Origin of the sequence: Terrabacter terrigena (genome assembly GCF_042676085.1) — a bacterium.
GTDB classification, from domain to species: domain Bacteria; phylum Actinomycetota; class Actinomycetes; order Actinomycetales; family Dermatophilaceae; genus Terrabacter; species Terrabacter terrigena.
The window spans coordinates 734,629-755,871 of the sequence record NZ_JBHTKH010000001.1 but is presented as its reverse complement, the minus strand read 5'-3'; the positions used below and the strand labels follow the sequence as shown (position 1 = coordinate 755,871).

Below are 21,243 nucleotides of genomic sequence, written 5' to 3'. Positions count from 1 at the left end.
TGGTCAGGCACGGAAGCCCGGCAGCGTCTGGCCCAGCCACGCGAGGGCAGCGGGGATGTACGGGGTGAACACGCCGTCGCGGTGGCCGCCGTGCGCGAGCACGGTGCCGGCCACGTCGAGGGGGGCGTGCGCCGCGCTGAGGAAGCTCGACGTGCTCGGGAAGGAGAGGCTGTCCTCGCGGGAGGTGAGCACCCACATCGACAGGGGAGGGGGAGCGTTCCGTGCCATCGCCACGAGGTCGTAGTCGCGCATGGTGCGGCTCGTGAGGGGGTCGTAGGTGCGGGAGAAGTCGGGTCGGAAGTAGCCGAGGAGCACGACGGCGGCCCCGAAGACGTCCGGGTGGCGCATCGAGACGGAGGCCGCGCACCAGGCCCCGTACGAGTAGCCCACCGTCGCCCAGCCCGTCCGCGTCCGGTCGGCCCGAAAGTGCTGGACCGTCCACGCCGGGATGTCGCGGGAGAGCCACGTGTCGGTCTGTGGCTGGCCCGGCGCCCCGTTGACGCACTCGGTGTCGAGGCCGGCGGGCGTGTCGATGCGGGGCACGACGACGATCGACGGTGCCAGCCGGTGCTCGGCCGTCAGGGTGTCGATGTCGCTGAGGAAGTCGAGTCGCAGGAAGCTCTTGGGGCCGCTGGGGAACCCGTGCAGCCCCACGACGACCGGGTAGGTTCGGCTCGAGCGCGGGTCGTAGCCGGCGGGCAGGTAGACGTACACCTGGCCCTCCGCGTGCGAGCGCCCGGCGACCACGGTGTAGGTCTGGAGCCGGGAGCCGGGCTGCGGCAGCGGCGGCAGGATCGCCGGCGTCGTCAGGCCGCGAAGCCCCGGCCCCCGCACGTTCGCGACGACGGCCTCGCGCGCCGTGCCGCCGTGGTGCACCTCGACGGAGGGCGAGCGCGACCCGAAGAGGTCGCCCCAGCTCGAGTAGAAGAAGTACTGGTCGTTGAGCGCCGCACCGCACAGGGCGACGACCAGCAGGTTGAGCAGCAGCACCTGTCCGGCGCGCAGCGCGAGCCGGAGCGGACGCGGGCCTCCCCGGGGCACCCCGGCGACGACGGCCCCGAAGACGCCGGCGGCGACGACACCGAGGAGGACGACGAGGCTGGTGTCGGTCAGCTCCATGTATGGCTCCGACGGTTGTCAGGCGCGTCAGACCGGTCGCGTCGGTCAGTTCGAGAGGGCCGGTCGGCTCGAGGGGGCCGAGCGGGCCGAGTGGGCCGGTCCGCGAGGGGACGGACGAACGGGAAGGTGAGGACCGAGCGGATCGGGGTGTTGGTGAGCAGCATGACGAGCCGGTCGACGCCGATGCCGAGGCCGCCGCTCGGGGGCATCCCGAGCTCGAGCGCGAGCAGGAAGTCCTCGTCCACCTCCATCGCCTCGGGGTCGCCCGCTCCTGCCTTGAGCGACTGCTCGGTCAGCCGGGCCCGCTGGTCGACGGGGTCGGTCAGCTCGCTGTAGGCCGTGCCGACCTCCATGCCCGCGACGACGAGGTCCCAGCGCTCGGCGAGCCCGGGCTCGCAGCGATGCGGGTGGGCGAGTGGCGAGGTCTCGACCGGGAAGTCCGTGTAGAAGGTCGGCCGCGCCGTACGTGGCTCGACGAGCCCGGCGTAGAGCTCCTCGATCACCGCACCGGCGCCCATGTCGGGTCGCACCTCGACGCCGTGGGTGTCGGCGAGCCGGAGGAGGACGTCCATGTCGGTGTCCAGCGACACGCGCTGCCCGAGGAACTGCGACACCGCGGTCAGCACCGGCACCACCGGCCAGGGCTCGCTGACGTCGACGAGCTCGACGTCGGCGAGGCCGGTGCGCAGCTCGTCGGGCCCGGGCAGGGGCAGCGCCTCGCGGCCGTGGAGGGCGCGCGCGGCGTCCTTGACGAGCCGCTCGGTGAGGTGGCGCATCGTCACGTAGTCGGCGTGTGGCCGGTACACCTCGAGCGAGGTGAACTCGGGGTTGTGCGTGGCGTCGGCCCCTTCGTTGCGGAAGTTGCGTCCCAGCTCGAAGACGGGGCCGAGCCCCGCGACGAGCAGTCGTTTGAGGTGCAGCTCCGGGGCGATGCGCAGCGAGAGGTCGACCCCGTACGCGTTGATGAACGTCCGGAAGGGACGCGCGGTCGCGCCGCCGTGCACGGTGTGGAGCATCGGGGTCTCCACCTCGAGGTAGCCGTCGTCGGTGAGCGTTCGACGCAACGAGCCGACCACGGCCGAACGCTGGCGGAGCAGGTCGATCCCCTCGGGGTGCGCGAGCAGGTCGGTCGACCGTTGCCTGGCCCGTGCGGTCGGGTCGTCGAACGAGCGGAACGGCACGGGGTGCAGGGACTTGGCCTCCATGCGCCACCCGTCGGCGATCAGGCTCGCGGTGCCGTTGCGCGAGTGCCCGGTGACCCCGTCGACGCGGACGAGGTCTCCGGCATCGACCACTGAGGTGAACTGGTCGAGGCAGGGCCGGCCGAGCGTCTTCGCGTCGAGGAGGACCTGGAGGTCGTCGTGGCCCTCGACGAGCCGCGCGAAAGCCACACCGCCGTGGTCGCGCAGGTCGCGCACCCGGCCGACGACCGAGAGGCGGGTGGGTCGCTCCCACGCGTCAGCAGGCAGGGCACCGACGGGGGTCGTGGGGGTCGCCGTCGCCGCCACCGGGTACGCGTCCAGACCGGCCACACGCATCCGTTCGAGTGTCGCGGCCCGGTGCCGGAACTGGTCGGTACGGCGCGGGCCCAGCGTCTCCCCGTCGTGCCGTGACGTGGTGGCAGCGAGCTCGTCGAGCGCGGCGAGGTGGTCGGTGTCGAGCTCCACGCCGGCGCCCCGCGAGCCGGGCCCCGGGACGAAACCCTCTACGACCGCGGCTGCCACGACGACCTGGGGGAGGGACACCGCGTCGTCGTAGCAGAGGAACCGGGGCTCCCAGGTCGGCTCGAACTTCTCGTTGGAACGGTAGAGCCGCTCGAGCTGCCAGAACCGGTCGAGACGGCCGAGGACCGACGCGCCGACGCGGGTGAGCGACCCCGAACCGAAGCGCTGGGCATCCTCGAAGACGGCGCGGAACATGCAGAAGTTGAGCGAGACCCGCCGCAGCCCGAGCTGGGAGGCGCGGTCGAGCAGCTCGCTCACCATGAGCTCGGTGACGCCGTTCGGGGCATCGGGCGAGCGGCGCATGACGTCGAGCGAGACGCCACGGCGTCCCCACGGCACCAGGCCGAGCACGCCCACGAGCTCGGGACCTTCCTGCCCGGCCGCGTGCGCGGTCACGAGCAGCACGTCACCGTCGGAGGGGTCGCCCTGGCGCCCCAGCGCCATGGAGAAGCCACGCTCGGTCTCACCGCGCCTCCAGGCGTCGACGCGTTCGACGACGTGGCCGAGCTCGCCCGGCGGGACGTCGCGCTGGCGGCGCACCTGGACGGTGATCCCGGCCCGGGTCGCTCGCCTCACGGCGTGGCGGACCGGCGACAGGGACGCGCGGCGCAGGTCGAACCGGGCCGGGTCGAGCACTGCCTCGTCGCCGAGCCGAAGCACGCGCATCCCGCCGGTCGCGGCATACGCCCGAGCACCCCGCTCGCTCGTGCCGAGTACCGCCGGCACCCAGCCGAACTCGCGGGCCTCGGCCCGCCACGCCTCGATGGCGGCACGCCAGCTGTCGGGGTCGCCGACCGGGTCGGACGACGCCAGGGAGACGCCCGCCAGCACCCGGTAGGTCACCGCAGCACGGCCGTCGGGTGAGAAGACGGAGGCCTTGTCACGGCGCGTGGCGAAGTAGCCGAGGGAGTCGTGGGCGCCGTGCCGCGCGAGGAGACGACGCAGCGCGACCTCACGGTCGGGCGACCACTGGCTGCCCGGTCGGGCCGAGGCGAGGAACAGGGCGACAGTCGCGAGGATGGTGAGGCCGGCACAGGCCGCGACGACCTCGATGACCCATTCCGGCACGCCGACGAGGCCGCGACGGACCACCCCGCCGAAGGCGGCGAGCACGGTGCCCACGATGTTGTCGGCCTCGGAGCGCGGTGCACCGACCGCGCCGAGCAGGCCCCAGGCGACGCCGAGCGTGACGCCGCTGCCGACGGCGAGGACCCCGAGCGCCACCCACCACGAACCGCGCTGCAGGCGGCCGGTGAAGGCGCCGCGGATGCGGCGCAGCCACCACAGGGCGGCGACCGCGACGACGATGGAGGCGATGTCCAGACCGCGGCCGAGGTCGCCGCGGCTCTCCCACATCCGCACGAGCGGCAGGCGGGCGGCGGGCACCAGGGCGACGACCCCGACGTAGAGGCCGAGCACCTGGAAGACGGCCACGAGCCACAGGCCTATCCGCTTGCGCCCGAGCAGGGCTCGCGTCACGAGCGCGAGCACGACGACGGAGACGAATGTTCGTGCGACCGGCAGGTTGAGCAGGCCGAAGAGAGCCTCGCCGGGAACCGGTCCTGGGCGGCGGCGCGCGAAGACTGTCAGCAGCAGGGAGACCAGCGTGGCGAGCGCATACAGGCCGGTGAGCAGGCGTGCGGACCGGTGGGGAGCCGCTCGCCCGGAGTGTCGGGTGCCCATGGGCGAGAGGATCGCGCTCCCGGCTGGACGGTTGCTGGACGTCTCCTGTGATCGAGGTGGCGTGCAGGAATGCTCAGGTTGCTCCGGTGCGGTGGCGGGTATCGCCAAGGAGCGGGTCCGCGCACACGTCCGGGTCCGCCGGTGGCGTCGACGGTCGAGGAGGAGCCCATGCTCGGTGGCAAGCGCGTCAACGGTCTCGGTGCGGTCGCGGGGAGCCTGGGGGCCGGCCTGGCCGCGCTGGGCACGTGGGACGTGCTGCAGAAGAAGCACACGATCCTGCGCCGATACCCCGTCATCGGCCACATGCGCTACCTCCTCGAGGGCATCCGCCCCGAGCTCCAGCAGTACTTCATCGAACGGGACTGGGACGGAAGGCCGTTCGACCGTGACACGCGTTCGGTCATCTACGAGCGTGCCAAGGGCATCCATGGCGAGCGGCCGTACGGCACGGAGCTGGACGTCAACGAGGTCGGCTACGAGTACCTCGTCCACTCGATCGCGCCGGCCGACCCGCCGGAGCAGCCGGCGCGCGTCGTGGTCGGAGGTCCGGACTGCTCCAGGCCGTACTCCATGGCGCTCCTCAACGTCTCGGCGATGAGCTTCGGAGCCTTGTCGGCCAATGCGATCCGCGCCCTGAACAAGGGAGCCGCGATGGGTGGCTTCGCTCACGACACCGGCGAGGGCGGCCTGTCGCCGTACCACCTCGAGAACGGCGGCGACATCGTCTGGGAGATCGGGACCGGCTACTTCGGGGCTCGCACCAAGGATGGCGATTTCGACCCGGACTCCTTCCGCGACAAGGCCGCCCACGACGCAGTCAAGTGCGTCTCGCTCAAGCTCAGCCAGGGCGCGAAGCCCGGCATCGGCGGCGTCCTGCCGGGCGCGAAGGTCACCAAGGAGATCGCCGACATCCGTGAGGTGCCCCAGGGCGAGAAGTGCGTGAGCCCGTCGTCGCACCGGGTGTTCAGCACTCCCGTCGAGCTCGTCGAGTTCATCGGTCGGATGCGCGAGCTCGCCGGCGGCAAGCCCACCGGGTTCAAGCTCTGCGTCGGCTCGCGCGTCGACGTGCTCTCGATCTGCAAGGCCATGCTCGAGGTGGGCGCGACGCCCGACTTCATCGTCGTCGACGGCTCCGAGGGTGGCACCGGGGCCGCGCCCCTCGAGTTCGAGGACCACGTCGGTATGCCGTTGACCCACGGCCTCATGACCCTTCACAACGCCCTCGTGGGGGTCGGCCTGCGCGACCGCATCCGCATCGGCGCGAGCGGCAAGGTCGCCGCCGGCAACGACATCGTCAAGCGCATCGTCCAGGGCGCCGACTACACGAACGCGGCCCGGGCCATGATGATGGCCGCGGGCTGCATCCAGGCCCAGCGCTGCCACACCGACAAGTGCCCGAGCGGCGTCGCGACCCAGAACGCGCGCCGCGCGAGGGCGCTCGACGTGGGCGACAAGAGCGTCCGCGTGCAGCGCTACCAGCAGGCCACGGTGGAGTCGGCCATGAAGATCATGGCTGCGATGGGCGTCACCGACCCGGCGCAGCTGAACCCGCACCACCTGCGCCGCAACGTCTCCGCGACGATGACCCTCTCCTACGCCGAGCTCTACGAGTGGCTCGAGCCGGGAGAGCTGCTCGCCGAACCACCCTCGGAGTGGGCCGCCGACTGGGATGTCGCCTCGGCCGACCGCTTCGCTCCCCATGCCTCCCCACGCCACCTCTGAGGACGGACCGCCATGACCACAGTCGCCGAACACATCGTCACCGCCCTCGCGGACTCCGGGGTGCGGCAGGTCTGGGGCGTCGTGGGTGATGCGCTGAACCCCTTCACCGACGCCATCCGCCGGGACGACCGGGTCGAGTGGGTCGGGGTCCGCCACGAGGAGGCCGCGGCCTTCGCCGTGAGTGCGCAGGCACAGCTCACCGGCACCGTCGGCGTGTGCATGGGCACGGTCGGACCCGGCTCGATCCACCTGCTCAACGGTCTCTACGACGCGAAGAAGTCGCATGCGCCGGTCCTCGCCATCTGCGGCCAGGTGCCGAGCGCCGAGATCGGCACCGACTTCTTCCAGGAGGTCGACAACGACACCCTCTTCGCCGACGTCGCCGTCTGGGCGCACACGCTGAGCGCGCCGGCCCAGCTGCCGCACCTGCTCGAGCAGGCGGTCAACGCCGCGTACGCGCAGCGCGGGGTCGCGGTGCTCACCGTCCCCGGCGACGTGGGTGACCTGGACGTGCCGAAGCACACGACGACACCGGTGTTCGCGCCGTCGCCTGCGGCCGCCGCGGCCCCGGCCGACGCGGTCCGCCGGGTGGCGGAGCTGCTCGGCGGTGACGAGGCCGTCACGCTCCTCGTGGGGTGCGGGGCCCGGACCGCCCGGGACCAGGTGCTCGAGCTGGCCGACCTGCTCGGGGCGCCGATGGTGCTGACCCTCAAGGCGAAGGAGGGCCTGGAGCACGACAACCCGTTCGAGGTGGGCCAGTCGGGGCTCATCGGAAACCCGGCCGCGGCGAAGGCGATGGACGCCTGCGACGTGCTCGTCCTCGTCGGCACCGACTTCCCCTACCGCGACTGGTACCCGAAGGGGAAGACGGTGGTGCAGCTCGACACCCGCGGCGAGCACATCGGTCGTCGCACGCCGGTCGCCCACGCGCTCGTGGGTGATGCCGAGGCGACCCTCGACGCGCTCCTTCCACAGCTGGCCAGGCGCGCTGACCGCACCCACCTCGACAAGGCCGTGGACGCGTACCGCAGCTGGCACGACGGCCAGCAGGCGTTGCTCGACCCGCACCACGACGCCTCACTGCTCGGGCGGGCCCGGGCCGTGTTCGACAACCCCGACGAGCGGATCCGCCCGGAGGCCCTGGCTGCGGCCGTCGACCGGCTGGCACCCGACTCGACGATCTTCACGAGCGACACGGGCATGTCGACGGCGTGGCTCTCCCGGTTCGTCACGATGCGCGGCACACGTCGGCTCGTCGGCTCGTACAACCTGGGCTCGATGGCCAACGCCCTGCCCATGGCGCTCGGGGCGCAGGCTCTCGACCGGACCCGCCCCGTCGTGTCCTTCTCCGGCGACGGCGGGCTCATGATGCTGCTCGGAGACCTGCGCACCGCCGTGACCCACGACCTGCCTGTCAAGGTCGTCGTGTTCGACAACGGGCGGCTCGGCATGGTCAAGCTCGAGCAGGAGCAGGGCGGTCTGCCGGAGTTCGGCACCGAGCTGGACAACCCGGACCTCGCCGCCGTCGCCACGGCGATGGGCCTCACCGCCCGGCGGGTCACCGACGCCGGTGACCTCGACGAGGCGGTCGCGTGGGCGCTCGCCGCGGTCGGCCCGGTGCTGCTCGACGTCGTGACCAACCCCGACGAGGTGGCCGTGCCGCCGAAGCCGACGCTCGCCCAGGGCTGGGGCTTCGCGATCGCCAAGTCGCGCGAGGCCTTCGAGAGCCGGTGAGCGGGAGCCCGCCGTGTGCCGCCTCTTCGGCCTGACCGCTGGGCACACCCGTGTCCGCGCGACCTTCTGGCTGCTCGATGCCCCCGACAGCCTGACCACGCAGTCCCGTGCGAACCCCGACGGAACGGGTCTCGGGACCTTCGACGAGCGCGGGCGACCCGTCGTCGAGAAGCAGGCGCTCGCGGCATACGACGATGCCGACTTCACCGGCGAGGCGCGGGACCGCACGAGCGCGACGTTCCTGGCCCACGTCCGCCACTCGTCGGGCGCCGCGGTTCGTCTCGAGAACACCCATCCCTTCGAGATGGAGGGTCGGCTCTTCGCGCACAACGGGGTCGTGGAGGGCATGGACGTGCTCGAGAGCCACCTCGGCGACGACCTGGGCCGCGTCCGTGGCGAGACCGACTCCGAGCGGCTCTTCGCCCTCGTCACCCGTGAGACCGCAGCCGCCCACGGCGACGTGGGTCAGGGCCTCACCGCCGCCCTGCGCTGGGTCGCAGCCGAGCTGCCCGTGTATGCCGTCAACGTCGTCCTGACGACGCCCCACCGCCTGTGGGCGGTGCGCTACCCCGCCACGCACGCGCTGTGGGTGCTCGAGCGCCATGAGACCCGTGGCCGGCTCGACCACCGTTCCAGCGCCGGCACGCGGGTCGTCTCCCACGACCTGTCCGATGCCGCCAGTGTCGTCGTGGCGAGCGAGCGCCTCGACGACGACGACCGGTGGCGGCTGGTCGAGCCCGGGGTGCTGCTGGCCGTCGACGAGCGCCTGGAAGTGACCGAGCGGCTCGTCGTCGACTCCGAGCCGCGGCACTCGCTGAACCTCGACGACCTGGGCGCAGCAGCCGCATCGCAGAGTCCGACCGGTGGTGCCGCGCCGACCGGTGGTGCCGCGCCGACCGGTGGTGCCGCGCCGACCGGTGGGGTCTAGAGACCCCACCCGCAGGGTCAGCAGCCCGCGACGACGCGCTCGACGAGGTCGGCCCAGGCCGCCAGGATGCGTTCGCGGCCCACGCCGCTGTCCAGCTGCTGGCGCACGATGGACACATCGAGCGGCGCGAGCAGCGCCATGGCGAGGAGGGGGAGGTCGCCGGTCACCCCGAGCTCGGTGAGCAGGTGGCGCACGTGCACGGTCCAGAACGCGACGGCGGGCCCCGACCGCCCGTGGTGGCCCGCCGCGGCGACCATGAGGTCGGCGCTGGCGACGGTGCGGTCGAGGCGTGAGGCCCCGAAAGCGAGGAGCCGCTCGAGGGGAGGGGCCCCGGGGCCGAGCGGGGGAGGGCCCGAGATCACCTGGCCCTGCCAGCGTGCCTCCGTGTGGTCGAGCAGGGCGGTCATCAGGCCGGCCCTGCTGCCGAAGCGCCGGAACACCGTGCCCTTGCCGACACCGGCCTCGGCCGCCACGGCGTCCATCGTCACGGACTCGACTCCGTCACGGTCTACGAGGCGGTGGGCGGCGTCGAGGAGCAGCTCGCGGTTGCGGGCCGCGTCGCGGCGCTCCGGGCGGGCGTGCAGGTCGAAGAGGGTGCGCTCGACCGACGGCTCCGTGGACACGGTCGTGATCCTAGGTGTGAAGGCCGCCGCCATCCCGCGGAATAGAACCGGACCATGGTCCGTTTAGTCCGCCATGACTACTGCTGCCCCCAGCCCCTCCACCCCCACTCGCGTCGCCGTCCTCGTCGGCAGCCTTCGTGCCGAGTCCGTCAACCGGCGCATCGCCGAGAGCCTGCGCGACCAGGCGCCGTCCGGTGTCGAGGTGCAGATCGTCGACGGTCTCGCGGCGCTGCCGTTCTACAACGAGGACATCGACGGTGACGCGGCCCCCGCCCCCGCCGTCGAGCTGCGTTCCGCCGTGGCCGGTGCCGACCGCGTGCTCGTCGTCACGCCCGAGTACAACGGCACGATGCCCGCCGTGCTCAACAACGCCATCGACTGGCTCTCACGGCCGTTCGGCCAGGGCGCCATCTCGGGCAAGCCCTTCGCCGTCATCGGCGCGACGCCCACGCCCTACGGCGGCAAGTGGGCACACGAGGACGCGCGGCGCTCGGCCGGCATCGCCGGCGCCGTCGTGCTCGACCAGGTGGTCGTGTCGCAGTCGACCATCGACACCGACGTGCTCGGTGACCCGCAGGTCTTCGGGCGCCTGCGCGACGCGCTCGGCGCCCTCGTCGACCACCAGGTCGAGGCCGCCTGACCTCCGGTCCGAATCGGTCGACAGCGGTCGGGCCCACCTGTGGACCCTGCCTGGCCCTGCCGGAATCCGGCGGGGCCACGCCGTCGTCCGGCCGGGCGATCCCCTCGTCAGCGGCCAGGACTGGTCGCGGTGATGACGCGCGACAGCGCCTGGTGCAGGGACTTGAGCTCGTCGAGCTCCATGCCCAGCGTCTCGACGATCTGCGGCGGCACCTGGAGGGCCTTGGTGCGCAGCTGCCGTCCGCGCTCGGTCAGCGTGATCGCGAGCGCCCGGTCGTCGTCGGGGTGGCGGTCGCGGGTGACGAGCCCGGCGGACTCGAGCCGCTTCAGCAGCGGTGAGAGCGTGGCCGGCTCGAGGCTGAGCAGGTGGCCGATCTCACGAAGCGTCAGCGGCGACCGTTCCCACAGGGCGAGCATGACGAGGTACTGGGGATGGGTGAGGCCGAGCGGCTCGAGCACCGGCCGGTAGAGGCCGATGACGTTGCGAGCGGCGACCGCGAGCGCGAAGCACACCTGCTGGTCCAGGCGCAGGAGGTCGTCGGATGCCGCGCCCGCAGCGCGGTCGTTCACCGTGGAAGTGTCGGGGGTCATCTCGCCTCGTCGTCGGATGGCTGCTGATTGCCTGTACACTAACAGTTAGCACACTAACTATGGAGGCTGCACGTGGCGCGCTCGAGGTCAAAGGGACTCTCCGTCGGATACCGCATCGGCTACCGCCTGCGGATGATCGGGCTCACGCTCTTCGGGCCGGCCCAGCTCGGAGAGGGCAACGACCCCAAGGCCCGTCTCGTCCGCGAGCGGGAGGCCCGCGTCCGGGCGGGGCGCTCGAAGGACGCCGACTGACGCCGACCGACGCCGACCTACGCCGTGCGTCTTTCGAGGTCGGAGACGCCCCGACGGGAGTACCGTCTGGAGTGACGGCTCGTCCCGGGAGGTGCCATGGGTGATCGCGTAGGAATCTTCGTCCTGTTCGGTGTCATCGTCATCCTCGTCATCGGCTTCGTCATGGTCGAGCCGAGGAGCTCCCGGCGCGGAGGCGACACGATGGACTCCATGAACTCGCACCGCGACCGCACGGAGCAGGACCGCCGTGACCACCCCGAGGGTGCCGAGCGTTCACACCTCGTCGGCAACCCGCCGGTCGACACGATCAGCCCCGAGGGCTGGGGGGTTGCCACCCCTGGCGAGGGGGCCTTGCCCGAAGAGCTGCCCGAGGACGTCCACCCCGAGCTGCACCAGGACCGCACGCGCCGACGCCGTCACTGACCGCGGCGCGCGGCGGGCGCCCGGTCGCTGCAGCCGCGGCGTGCATCCGTGGTGCCCGGTGAACGGCCTTGCCAGACTGGGCGCATGACGGACGTCCTGACGGAGAAGAACTGGGCCGGCAACCACACCTACCGTGCGCGCATCGAGCGAGTGCGCTCGGTGGAGCACCTGCAGGACGTCGTGGCGGCGGCGCCGAGGGTGCGCGCCCTGGGCTCGCGCCACTCGTTCACCGACATCACCGACATCACGGACGCCGACGACGGGGTGCTCGTGTCCCTGGCGGAGCTGCCGACCACCGTCGACGTCGACCCCGCGAGCCGAACGGCCCGCGTGACGGGCCGGGCGGCATACGGTGACGTCGCCACGCAGCTGCAGGCGGCGGGCTGGGCGCTGGGCAACCTCGCGTCGCTGCCGCACATCTCGGTGGCCGGCGCGGTCGCGACCGGAACCCACGGGTCCGGTGTCGAGAACGGCTCTCTCGCAGCGGCTGTCGCGTCCGTCGACTTCGTCGGGCCGGACGGCGGGCTGCGCACCGTGAGCCGGGGTGACGCCGACTTCGAGGGCAGCATCGTGTCGCTCGGCGCCCTCGGCGTCGTCACCGCGCTGACTCTCGACATCGAGCCGACCTACGACGTGCGCCAGGACGTCTACACGGGGCTCGGCTGGGACGCGCTCGCCGAGAACGTCGATGCGATCACGCGCAGCGCGTACAGCGTCAGCCTCTTCACCCGTTGGGCCGACGCGGGCATCGAGCAGGTGTGGCGCAAGAGCCGGGTCGACGAGGCGCCGGTCCACCTGCACGGCGCGCTCCCGGCCACCCGCACGCTGCACATGCTCGAGGGCGCCCCCACCGGGTCGGTCACCGAGCAGGGTGGCGTGTTCGGGCCGTGGCTCGAGCGGCTGCCGCACTTCCGGATGGAGTTCACCCCGAGCCGGGGCGAAGAGCTGCAGAGCGAGTACCTCCTGCCCCGGGCCGACGCCTTGACCGCGATCGAGCGGCTGCGCGCACTCGGCCCACGGATGGCGCCCGTGCTGCAGGTGTGCGAGCTGCGCACGGTCGCCGCCGACCAGCACTGGCTGAGCAGCAGCTACGGGCACGACGTCCTCGGCGTGCACTTCACCTGGCTGCGTGACGAGCAGAGGGTGTATGCCGTCCTGCCCGCGATCGAGGACGCCCTCCTGCCGCTCGGCGCCCGGCCCCATTGGGGCAAGTGCTTCGTCGCGGAGGCCGACGTGATCGCCCCGCTCTACCCGCGGATGGCCGACTTCCGCGCGCTGCGTGACCGGGTCGACCCCGACCGCGTCTTCGGCAATGCGTGGCTCGACCGCGTCATCGGCTGAGTGTCAGCGCAGCACCCCTTCGCGGAGGGCGCCTGCGAACGAGGTGATCTCGCCGAGCGCGCCCACGAGGCACGCCTGGTAGGCGTGGTAGACGTCCGGGCGTCCTTGCCAGACGACGCTCGACGGTGCCAGCTCGGGTGAGAGCTCGTGCCGCCACGACCCGTGCTCGGCGTCGACGAACCGGCGCTGGGCGTGCTGCCACCAGCGGTCGTACCACGCGGCATACGTCGGGTCGCCCGTCGCCAGGTCGAGCGTGCGAGCCGCCCCGATGGCCTCGGCGACGACCCAGTGCAGACGGTCGCGCACGACCGGTCGGCCCTCGAAGTCGGTGGTGTAGACGAACCCCTCGTTGCCGTCGACGTGCCAGCCATCGTGCACGGCGACGTCGAAGAGCGAGCGGGCGTCGTCGAGCAGCCACGGGGGCGCCTCGGCCCCGAGCGCGCGGCGCAGGTGCAGCGCCAGCCGGGCCCACTCGAGCAGGTGGCCCGGCGTGACGCCGAACGGCCGGAACTTGTCGGTGGCGCGCTCGCGGTTGTAGTCGGGGCGCGGCTGCCAGCCGGAGTCGAAGTGCTCGGGCAGGCGGTAGTTCCACGACCGGGCGAAGCCGTGCACCACGCGCTCGGTGATGCGAAGCGCGTGCCCGAGCCACCGCGGGTCACGCGTGACGTCCCAGGCAGCGAGCAGGGCCTCGAGGGAGTGCATGTTGGCGTTGACTCCGCGGTAGTCCTCGAGCTCGGTCCACGTGCGGTCCCAGACGTCGACGGCGAGGCCCTCGGACTCGCGCCAGAAGCGCTGCTCGAAGGTCTGCAGGGCGGTGTCGAGCAGGTCGTCCGCGCCGGGGCGCCGCGCCGCCGAGGCGCTCGTCGCGGCCAGCACGACGAAGGCGTGCTCGTAGGCGCGCTTGTCGGAGATGTCGGGGGAGCCGTCGGGGTGGACGGAGGCGAACCACCCGCCGTGCTCCGCGTCGTGGAGCAGCCCGCCGGGGGCAAACGCCGCGACACCGTGGTCGACGAGGTCGGCGCCGGCGATGTCGCCCTCGAGCACCGCGAGCGCGGCCACGTGGGTCATCCGTGCCGTGATCCACAGCTCGACGCCCTTGTCGGGGTCGAGGCCCCCGTCGTCGGTCAGCCAGCCGAAACCGCCCGCCGGGTTCTGCGCGCGCCGAACGAGGGCGCGCATGAGTCGTCGCTGCTCGTCGAGCCAGTCCAGGTGGTCGAGGTGGTCGGCGGGTGGGGGAGGAGCATCGGCCATGGGCCCAGTCTGCCGAGATCGGCGCGCGGGCGCTGCAGGTCCGGGCAACGAGCCGGGCGTGGCGCGATGCCGGGCTCAGAAGTCGCCGGCGCCCCGGCGTAGACGGGTCAGCACGTCCACCAGGGCGTGCACGTCGCCCGCCTCGAGGTCGGGCTGCTCGAAGACCTCGGTGTTGAGGGCCTTCGTCGCGCGCTCGGCGAGCTCTCGGCCGGACGGGGTCAGCGCGACGAGCATGGCGCGGCGGTCGTCGGGGTGCGTCGACCGCGTGACGAGCCCGGCGTCCTCGAGCCGGTCGACGGCGTTCGTCACGCTCGTCGGGTGCACCTGCAGGCGGCTGCCGATGACCTTCATCGGCAGCGACCCGCGCTTGCTGAACCACAGCAGCATGAGCACCTCGTAGCGGGCGAAGGTCACGCCGAGCGGCTTGAGGGTCGCCTCGACCCGCGCGAGCACGATCTGGTGCGCGCGCATCAGCGAGGTGATCGCGGCCATGCCGTCGGCCGCAGTGTCCCAGCCCTGCTCCACCCACTGCTCGCGAGCCCGGGCGATCGGGTCGAAGCCGAGCCCCGCGCCGGCGGCCACGCCCTGCACCGAGGGTGCCGTCGGTGCCGCGGGTGTGGCCGGCGCTGCCTGGGCTCCCGAGGTGTTCGTGCTCATGGCGCCATCGTAGGGCGACGACGCATTGACGTCCATTAGTAGGAAGTCCTAGTATTTTTGTCATGTCCGACGCAGCGAAGCGCGATCTCCACCAGCCCTCCCACCACGTCCGCCTCGTCACGGCGAGCAGCCTCTTCGACGGGCACGACGCGTCGATCAACATCATGCGGCGCATCATGCAGACGCAGGGTGCCGAGGTGATCCACCTCGGGCACAACCGCTCCGTCCAGGAGGTCGTCGACGCGGCGATCGAGGAGGACGTGCAGGGCGTCGCGGTCAGCTCCTACCAGGGTGGCCACGTCGAGTACTTCGAGTACCTCGTGCAGCTGCTCAAGGAGAACGGCGCCGGCCACATCCGCGTCGTCGGTGGTGGCGGCGGCGTCATCGTGCCCGACGAGATCGCGCGCCTGCGCGACTCGGGCGTCACGATCTTCAGCCCCGAGGACGGCCAGCGGCTCGGCCTCGCCGGCATGATCAACCGGGTCGTCGCCGACTGCGACTTCGACCCGTGGGAGATCGGCTCGCCCTCGCTCGAGGCGCTCCTCGCCGGAGACCGCTCGGCCGTGGCGCGCGCCATCACGGGCGCCCAGGAGGGCGAGCTCGACGAGGCCACCCTGACGGGCATCCGCGACGCGGCCGGTCGGCGACGCGTGCCGGTGCTCGGCATCACCGGCACCGGTGGCTCCGGCAAGTCGAGCCTCACCGACGAGATCGTCCGACGTCTGCGCCTCGACCAGCAGGACAAGCTGCGCGTCGCGGTTCTCGCCATCGACCCCACCCGCTCCCGTGGGGGCGGCGCCCTGCTCGGCGACCGCATCCGCATGAGCTCGCTCGACGGCGACCGCGTCTTCTTCCGCAGCCTCGCCACCCGTGGCGAGTCCCAGGTGCCGGCACACCTCGACGACGTGCTCGACGTCGTGCGAGCCGCCGGCTTCGACCTCGTCATTCTCGAGACGCCGGGCATCGGCCAGGGCGACGCCGCCGTCGTGCGCTACTCCGACATCTCGCTCTACGTCATGACACCCGAGTTCGGCGCCAGCAGCCAGCTCGAGAAGATCGACATGCTCGACCAGGCCGACGTCGTCGCCATCAACAAGTTCGAGCGTCGCGGTGCCCGGGACGCCCTGCGCGACGTGGGGCGCCAGATGGTGCGCAACCGTGAGGCCTTCGGCAAGAGCCCCGCCGACATGCCCGTCTTCGGCACGAGCGCCGCGACGTTCAACGACGACGGCGTCACCGCGCTCTACCAGGAGCTGCGAACGCTCCTCTCCGACAAGGGGATGCCGGTCGAGGAGGGTGTGCTCCCGCGCGTCGCGACCAAGCAGTCCACTCGCATCGCGACCATCGTGCCCGCCGCCCGGGTGCGCTACCTCGCCGAGATCAGCGACACCGTCCGCGGCTACCACGACAAGACCCGGACGTACGCCGACGCTGCCAGCCGCGTCCAGCGCCTCGAGGCCGTACGCGACGAGCTGGCCGAGGCGGGCTCGGGCGCCGACGGTGTGGAGGCGCTGCTCGAGGGTGCCCGCAAGGACGTGCCGGCAGAGGTGGGCGAGGCCCTCGCGGCGTGGCCGTCGGTCGTCGAGTCCTACTCCGGCGACGAGCAGGTCGTCACCATCCGCGACAAGGAGATCCGCAACGCCCTCACGCGAGAGTCCCTGTCGGGCAACAAGATCCCGCGCGTAGCGCTGCCTCGCTATCGCGACCACGGCGAGCTCGTCAGCTTCCTGCGCCGCGAGAACCTCCCCGGCTACTACCCCTTCACCGCCGGCGTCTTCCCGTTCAAGCGCGAGGGCGAGGACCCGGCGCGCATGTTCGCCGGCGAGGGCGACCCGTTCCGCACCAACCGGCGCTTCAAGCTGCTCTCCGAGGGGCAGCCGGCCACCCGGCTGTCGACGGCGTTCGACTCGGTGACGCTGTACGGCCGCGACCCCGACCCGCGCCCCGACGTCTACGGCAAGGTCGGCACGTCCGGCGTCTCCATCGCGACGCTCGACGACATGAAGGCCCTCTACGACGGCTTCGACCTCGTCTCGCCGACCACGTCGGTGTCGATGACGATCAACGGCCCTGCACCGACGATCCTCGCCTTCTTCCTCAACACGGCCATCGACCAGCAGGTCGACGCCTTCCGAGAGCGGGAGGGGCGCGAGCCCGGCGACGACGAGCGGGCCGAGCTCACGGCATACGCCCTCGCGAACGTGCGCGGCACGGTGCAGGCCGACATCCTCAAGGAGGACCAGGGCCAGAACACCTGCATCTTCAGCACCGAGTTCAGCCTGAAGATGATGGCCGACATCCAGGAGTGGTTCATCGAGCGGAAGGTGCGCAACTTCTACTCCGTGTCGATCTCCGGCTACCACATCGCCGAGGCCGGGGCGAACCCCATCAGCCAGCTCGCGTTCACCCTCGCCAACGGCTTCACCTACGTCGAGAGCTACCTCGCGCGCGGCATGAGGATCGACGACTTCGCGCCCAACCTGTCGTTCTTCTTCAGCAACGGTATGGATCCCGAGTACTCCGTGCTCGGCCGCGTCGCCCGACGCATCTGGGCGGTCGCGATGAAGGAGAAGTACGGCGCCAACGACCGCAGCCAGAAGCTGAAGTACCACGTCCAGACGTCGGGTCGGTCGCTGCACGCGCAGGAGATGGACTTCAACGACATCCGCACGACGCTGCAGGCGCTCATCGCTATCTACGACAACGCGAACTCCTTGCACACCAATGCTTTCGACGAGGCTGTCACCACGCCGTCCGAGGAGTCGGTGCGTCGTGCGCTCGCGATCCAGCTCATCATCAACCGCGAGTGGGGCCTCGCGATGAACGAGAACCCGCTCCAGGGCTCGTTCGTCATCGACGAGCTCACCGACCTCGTCGAGGCGGCCGTGCTCAAGGAGTTCGACCGCATCACCGAGCGTGGTGGTGTGCTCGGCGCCATGGAGACGGGCTACCAGCGCGGCCGCATCCAGGACGAGTCGATGCTCTACGAGCACCGCAAGCACGACGGCAGCCTGCCGATCATCGGGGTCAACACCTTCCGCAACCCGCACGAGGGCGAGGAGCCGCGCAAGGTCGTCCTCGCCCGCGGCACCGAGGACGAGAAGCAGAGCCAGCTCTCGCGCGTCCGCGCGTTCCGTTCGGAGCACGAGGTCGAGGCGAAGGCTGCGCTCGAGGAGCTCCGGACGGTCGCGATCGAGGGCGGCAACGTCTTCGAGGTGCTGATGCGCGCGGCTCGCGTCTGCTCGCTCCAGCAGGTCACCGAGGCCTTCTTCGAGGTCGGCGGCCAGTACCGCCGCAACGTCTGACTCACCCGTCGAGAGGCCAGCTCGTGCCGTCCGTGACCCTGTCCGACGACCTCGCGTATGCCGTCTCGTTCCCCACGCCACCGCGTCGGGTCGTGTCACTGGTTCCGTCGATCACCGAGGCCCTGGCATCGACCTGTCCCGAGCGGCTGGTCGGTGCGACGGACTGGTGCACGCACCCGAGCGACCTTGGGGTGCAACGCGTCCGCGGGACGAAGAACCCCGACCTCCGGGCGGTCAGCGCGCTCGCGCCGGACCTCGTCGTGGCGAACAAGGAGGAGAACCGCGAGCTCGACGTGCGGCGGCTGCGGGCTGACGGCACACCCGTGTGGGTGACCGACATCGAGACGGTGCCGGCCGCGCTCGACTCGCTCGAGCGGCTCTTCGTGGAGGTGCTCGAGCTCGGCACGCCCGGCTGGCTCGCAGCCGCGCGCGACGAATGGACGGGGCCGCTGCCCGAGCCGGCGCTCGAGGTGGCGGTGGCGATCTGGCGCGACCCGTGGATGGCGGTCGGGCGCGACACGTTCACCGGCGACGTGGTGGCCCGGCTCGGCTGGCGCAACGTGCTCGCCGAGGCGCCCGAGCGCTACCCGCACGTCGACCTGGGCGACCTCGACCGCGAGGGCGTCACCGTCCTGCTCCCCGACGAGCCCTACGTCTTCACCGCAGACGACGGCCCCGAGGCGTTCTCACGAGCGCACACGGCTCTCGTGAGCGGCCGACTCCTCACGTGGTACGGCCCGTCCCTCGTCGGCGCCCGCGCCGCCCTCACGGCGGCAGTGACCCGCTGACCGGGAGTGACCTCTCGACGGTTGAGGTCAGGTGGGGTCGGCGAGCACCAGGAAGCCCTCGCGCAGGAGCTGTCGCGCGAGCTCCATCCTCACCATGTCGGCCCGCAGCACCCCGCCGCCCACGAGGGCGACGAAGGTCCCGACGTCGTGCGGGGCGACCGGCCGGTCCCCGAGCCGGCTGCGCAGGGTGACGGAGCCCTGCGGGTCGGGGATGAGCCGGGCGTCGACGTGCGCGCGCAGCCGCAGTCCCGTCGCGGGGGTGAGCGTGTCGGCCGCGGCGACCTGGGCGAGGGGTCGGATCGGTGCGGGTCGCTGGGCCACACGGACCCGCGCCTCGAGCGCGTCGACGACGGCGCCCGCGTCGACCGACCCGAGCCCACGGATGAGGCTCTCGCGCACGATGTCGATGTCGGCCGCGAGGGAGTCGCGGTCGAAGCCCGACGGGGTGATGTCGAGGGAGGCGCGAACCCGCTCGTCGCGGCTGGCCGACGCCAGGGCGAGGCCCACGAGCTCGTCGGCGAGGTGGCGCCGCGTCCAGACGTGGACGCCCAGGGTGAGGTGGGTGCTCACGCCGCCGAGCGCCGTGGCGGAGTGGATCCAGCCGCGCGGAAGGTAGAGCACGTCGCCCGGGCGAAGGGTGAGCTCGAGCTCGGGCTCGGCCCGGGCCGCCTCCTCGACGGCAGCGCGGTGGTCGGTCCACGGCTCGTCGCGCAGGGGAGCGGGGTGCACGGGTGCCCTGACCCGCCAGCGCTTCTCGCCCGCCACCTGCAGCACGAAGACGTCGTGCACGTCGTAGTGGTCGCTGAAGCCGGTGCTCTGGCTCGGGGTGACGTACGCGTTGGCCTGCACCGGGTGGCCGAGGTCCTCGGCCAGCTGCTGGGTGAAGTCGATGAGCGGGCCCCAGGTGCGGTGCAGGCCCTGCAGGACGATGGTCGAGCCGTCGCCGAAGAGGCGGAGCAGCTTGTCGTCGCTGACCTGGTCGGTGACGGTGGCCCCGACGCCACCGCCCTGTGTGAACTCGCGGTCGCCGAGCGTCCGGCCGTCACGCGCGACCCGGAGGAAGGGGGCGCGCAGCCCGCGGCGCGAGACGAGCTCGTCGACGGCGTCTTCGTCGAAGAGGCCGGTCAGGCCGCCGGGGAGGTCCGCGGCCGTCGTCACGAGCGGCCTGCGTGACCAGTGCTCGCCGGCGAACGTCTCGGGGTCGACGGCGACGAGGCGCGAGAGGGCCGGGTGTCCACCGTGAGCGGCGGACACCCGGCTGGTCGTGCCAGCGGCCATCAGGCCCCGCCGTCGGCACCGCCGTCGTGGCTCTCCGTGTCGGCACCGCCGTCGGCCGGGCCTTCGGTGTCGGAGGACGAGTCGGCGCCGCCGTCGGCGCCACCGTCGTGGGTCTGCGCGTCGGCGCCGCCGTCAGCCGGCCCCTCGGTCGTCGGGTCGTCGCTCAGCGGGTCCAGCGGGTTGTCGCTCATGGCTGCTCCTCTAGCTGATTCAGACGGCGCCGGACGACGCCGTCGCCTCTGCACCTACCCACTCCCACGTGCTCTGGCACGTGGGCCGGGAACCGGGCGACGCGTCAGGGCGCGCGGTCAGGTGAGGTGGTCGAAGTCGCCGCGGGTCCAGGCCGCGTGCCGGTCGGCGGAGAACCGGACCACGGCCTTGGCATCGCGCGGCACGACCGCGCCGAAGTTGTTGTACAGCCGGTCGTAGTGCAGCCCTTCGAGCTGCCCGGCGATGCGCTGGACCACATTGCCCGACAAGGGGATCCGGTTGGGGTAGCTGCGGAGGAAGCTGACCGACCTCCGGTCGGGGTTGGGGAAGACGGCGTCGCCCGCGAGCAGCACGCCGCGTCCTTCGGCGCCTGCCCGCCACTCGACGACGGCCTGGCCGCGGAAGTGCCCGCCCACCCGGTGCAGCGTCAGCCCCGGGGCCACCTCGCGGAACTCGTCGTAGAGCTCGACGAGCGGGTCCTTCCGCCGCACCCACTCCGCGTCGCGCTCGGCCAGGAGAACCGGCACATCCCCGAGGGCCCGGGCCCACTCGGTCTGCACGCCGTACATGTGGGGGTGGCTCGCGGCGACGGCCAGCGTCGGCCCCAGGGACCGCACGACCTCCACCGCGGCGTCGTCGAGGTAGCCGACGCAGTCGAACAGCAGCACACCCTCCGGGGTGCGAACCACCATCGTCTGCTGGCCGATGCCGACCGAGGGATCGGCGTGCAGCCCCCACAGGTCCTCCTCCACGGGCTCGACGACGACGCGGGTCCCTGCGTCGCGCAGCTCGTCGAGGGTCGTCCACCGCTGGCCGGTGGCCGGCACCCACTGCCGGTCGTCCTCGCACACCTCGCACTCGGCGGGCGGCTCCGCCAGGTCGTCGGTCTCCACGGCACACGTCGCACAGATCCAGATCACCGGACCAGACTGCCCGGCTGGGACTCACGGCACCAGCGGGTTTGCGGGAGGATGC

The 21,243-nt window shown here is 72.1% G+C and carries 18 protein-coding genes; 9 read left to right on the top strand and 9 right to left on the bottom strand.

Annotated elements, in window-relative coordinates; all coding sequences use genetic code 11:
* Positions 1–3: 3 nt before the first annotated feature.
* Positions 4–1,119: an alpha/beta hydrolase gene (locus ACFQ2V_RS03525; protein ID WP_386050744.1), complete on the bottom strand. Its 1,116-nt coding sequence runs from the start codon at positions 1,117–1,119 to the stop codon at positions 4–6.
* Positions 1,110–4,526, bottom strand: a complete 3,417-nt coding sequence (gene lysX / locus ACFQ2V_RS03520) for a bifunctional lysylphosphatidylglycerol synthetase/lysine--tRNA ligase LysX (RefSeq protein WP_386050743.1) — start codon at positions 4,524–4,526, stop codon at positions 1,110–1,112. Before lysX ends, ACFQ2V_RS03525 begins: the two co-directional genes overlap by 10 nt.
* A gap of 168 nt (positions 4,527–4,694) precedes the next feature.
* Here lysX and ACFQ2V_RS03515 point away from each other — a divergent pair, with 168 nt between their 5' ends.
* From ACFQ2V_RS03515 to ACFQ2V_RS03505, 3 genes are read left to right on the top strand one after another with little or no spacing between them, the layout of a single operon-like run.
* Positions 4,695–6,248 carry an FMN-binding glutamate synthase family protein gene (locus ACFQ2V_RS03515; protein WP_386050741.1) on the top strand — a complete coding sequence of 518 codons (1,554 nt, stop codon included), beginning with the start codon at positions 4,695–4,697 and terminating at the stop codon, positions 6,246–6,248.
* A 12-nt stretch (positions 6,249–6,260) separates the two neighbouring features.
* A complete protein-coding gene (locus tag ACFQ2V_RS03510; RefSeq protein ID WP_386050739.1) occupies positions 6,261–7,982 on the top strand; it encodes a thiamine pyrophosphate-dependent enzyme in 1,722 nt (573 codons plus the stop codon).
* Positions 7,983–7,995: 13 nt separating this feature from the next.
* Entirely contained in the window at positions 7,996–8,910 is a 915-nt protein-coding gene (locus ACFQ2V_RS03505) for a class II glutamine amidotransferase (RefSeq protein ID WP_386050737.1), read from the top strand.
* Positions 8,911–8,927: 17 nt separating this feature from the next.
* Here the strand turns inward: ACFQ2V_RS03505 and ACFQ2V_RS03500 are convergent, their stop codons facing one another.
* Complete coding sequence (locus tag ACFQ2V_RS03500) at positions 8,928–9,533, bottom strand: TetR/AcrR family transcriptional regulator (protein WP_386050736.1); 606 nt, start codon at positions 9,531–9,533, stop codon at positions 8,928–8,930.
* A gap of 73 nt (positions 9,534–9,606) precedes the next feature.
* On the opposite strand from ACFQ2V_RS03500, the gene ACFQ2V_RS03495 reads away from it, so the two are divergent.
* Entirely contained in the window at positions 9,607–10,173 is a 567-nt protein-coding gene (locus ACFQ2V_RS03495; protein ID WP_386050734.1) for an NADPH-dependent FMN reductase, read from the top strand.
* Positions 10,174–10,280: 107 nt separating this feature from the next.
* On the opposite strand, the gene ACFQ2V_RS03490 is transcribed toward ACFQ2V_RS03495, so the two are convergent.
* Positions 10,281–10,763, bottom strand: coding sequence for a MarR family winged helix-turn-helix transcriptional regulator (locus tag ACFQ2V_RS03490; protein WP_386050732.1), 483 nt, complete (start codon positions 10,761–10,763; stop codon positions 10,281–10,283).
* 72 nt (positions 10,764–10,835) lie between these two features.
* Here ACFQ2V_RS03490 and ACFQ2V_RS03485 point away from each other — a divergent pair, with 72 nt between their 5' ends.
* The 3 genes from ACFQ2V_RS03485 to ACFQ2V_RS03475 all read left to right on the top strand — a co-directional run bounded on the left by ACFQ2V_RS03485 (position 10,836) and on the right by ACFQ2V_RS03475 (position 12,779).
* Complete coding sequence (locus tag ACFQ2V_RS03485) at positions 10,836–11,015, top strand: hypothetical protein (RefSeq protein ID WP_386050731.1); 180 nt, start codon at positions 10,836–10,838, stop codon at positions 11,013–11,015.
* 96 nt (positions 11,016–11,111) lie between these two features.
* Complete coding sequence (locus ACFQ2V_RS03480) at positions 11,112–11,438, top strand: hypothetical protein (RefSeq protein WP_386050729.1); 327 nt, start codon at positions 11,112–11,114, stop codon at positions 11,436–11,438.
* An 84-nt stretch (positions 11,439–11,522) separates the two neighbouring features.
* Positions 11,523–12,779 carry a D-arabinono-1,4-lactone oxidase gene (locus ACFQ2V_RS03475; protein WP_386050727.1) on the top strand — a complete coding sequence of 419 codons (1,257 nt, stop codon included), beginning with the start codon at positions 11,523–11,525 and terminating at the stop codon, positions 12,777–12,779.
* A 3-nt stretch (positions 12,780–12,782) separates the two neighbouring features.
* On the opposite strand, the gene ACFQ2V_RS03470 is transcribed toward ACFQ2V_RS03475, so the two are convergent.
* Both ACFQ2V_RS03470 and ACFQ2V_RS03465 read right to left on the bottom strand, forming a co-directional pair.
* Entirely contained in the window at positions 12,783–14,030 is a 1,248-nt protein-coding gene (locus ACFQ2V_RS03470) for an AGE family epimerase/isomerase (RefSeq protein ID WP_386050725.1), read from the bottom strand.
* Positions 14,031–14,105: 75 nt separating this feature from the next.
* The gene (locus ACFQ2V_RS03465) at positions 14,106–14,687 is read right to left on the bottom strand and encodes a MarR family winged helix-turn-helix transcriptional regulator (RefSeq protein ID WP_386050723.1); all 582 of its coding nucleotides are present in this window, start codon (positions 14,685–14,687) and stop codon (positions 14,106–14,108) included.
* Between the two features lie 62 nt (positions 14,688–14,749).
* On the opposite strand from ACFQ2V_RS03465, the gene icmF reads away from it, so the two are divergent.
* Both icmF and ACFQ2V_RS03455 read left to right on the top strand, forming a co-directional pair.
* Positions 14,750–17,992: a fused isobutyryl-CoA mutase/GTPase IcmF gene (gene icmF / locus ACFQ2V_RS03460; RefSeq protein ID WP_386050722.1), complete on the top strand. Its 3,243-nt coding sequence runs from the start codon at positions 14,750–14,752 to the stop codon at positions 17,990–17,992.
* Positions 17,993–18,015: 23 nt separating this feature from the next.
* Complete coding sequence (locus ACFQ2V_RS03455) at positions 18,016–18,780, top strand: helical backbone metal receptor (protein ID WP_386050720.1); 765 nt, start codon at positions 18,016–18,018, stop codon at positions 18,778–18,780.
* Between the two features lie 27 nt (positions 18,781–18,807).
* Here ACFQ2V_RS03455 and ACFQ2V_RS03450 read toward each other — a convergent pair whose 3' ends face one another.
* The 3 genes from ACFQ2V_RS03450 to ACFQ2V_RS03440 all read right to left on the bottom strand — a co-directional run bounded on the left by ACFQ2V_RS03450 (position 18,808) and on the right by ACFQ2V_RS03440 (position 21,188).
* Entirely contained in the window at positions 18,808–20,058 is a 1,251-nt protein-coding gene (locus ACFQ2V_RS03450) for a cupin domain-containing protein (protein WP_386050718.1), read from the bottom strand.
* Positions 20,058–20,249: a BatC protein gene (locus ACFQ2V_RS03445; protein WP_386050717.1), complete on the bottom strand. Its 192-nt coding sequence runs from the start codon at positions 20,247–20,249 to the stop codon at positions 20,058–20,060. Before ACFQ2V_RS03445 ends, ACFQ2V_RS03450 begins: the two co-directional genes overlap by 1 nt.
* 117 nt (positions 20,250–20,366) lie before the next feature.
* Entirely contained in the window at positions 20,367–21,188 is an 822-nt protein-coding gene (locus tag ACFQ2V_RS03440; RefSeq protein ID WP_386050715.1) for a hydrolase, read from the bottom strand.
* Positions 21,189–21,243: the final 55 nt, after the last annotated feature.

Bases quoted from the DNA above. Each gene is read 5' to 3' on its own strand.
- ACFQ2V_RS03475 (WP_386050727.1), top strand. From the start codon at position 11,523: ATGACGGACGTCCTGACGGAGAAGAACTGGGCCGGCAACCACACCTAC.
- ACFQ2V_RS03450 (WP_386050718.1), bottom strand. From the start codon at position 20,058: ATGGCCGCTGGCACGACCAGCCGGGTGTCCGCCGCTCACGGTGGACAC.
- ACFQ2V_RS03515 (WP_386050741.1), top strand. From the start codon at position 4,695: ATGCTCGGTGGCAAGCGCGTCAACGGTCTCGGTGCGGTCGCGGGGAGC.
- ACFQ2V_RS03495 (WP_386050734.1), top strand. From the start codon at position 9,607: ATGACTACTGCTGCCCCCAGCCCCTCCACCCCCACTCGCGTCGCCGTC.
- ACFQ2V_RS03480 (WP_386050729.1), top strand. From the start codon at position 11,112: ATGGGTGATCGCGTAGGAATCTTCGTCCTGTTCGGTGTCATCGTCATC.
- ACFQ2V_RS03470 (WP_386050725.1), bottom strand. From the start codon at position 14,030: ATGGCCGATGCTCCTCCCCCACCCGCCGACCACCTCGACCACCTGGAC.
- lysX (WP_386050743.1), bottom strand. From the start codon at position 4,526: ATGGGCACCCGACACTCCGGGCGAGCGGCTCCCCACCGGTCCGCACGC.
- ACFQ2V_RS03490 (WP_386050732.1), bottom strand. From the start codon at position 10,763: ATGACCCCCGACACTTCCACGGTGAACGACCGCGCTGCGGGCGCGGCA.
- ACFQ2V_RS03525 (WP_386050744.1), bottom strand. From the start codon at position 1,119: ATGGAGCTGACCGACACCAGCCTCGTCGTCCTCCTCGGTGTCGTCGCC.
- ACFQ2V_RS03465 (WP_386050723.1), bottom strand. From the start codon at position 14,687: ATGAGCACGAACACCTCGGGAGCCCAGGCAGCGCCGGCCACACCCGCG.
- ACFQ2V_RS03510 (WP_386050739.1), top strand. From the start codon at position 6,261: ATGACCACAGTCGCCGAACACATCGTCACCGCCCTCGCGGACTCCGGG.
- ACFQ2V_RS03445 (WP_386050717.1), bottom strand. From the start codon at position 20,249: ATGAGCGACAACCCGCTGGACCCGCTGAGCGACGACCCGACGACCGAG.
- icmF (WP_386050722.1), top strand. From the start codon at position 14,750: ATGTCCGACGCAGCGAAGCGCGATCTCCACCAGCCCTCCCACCACGTC.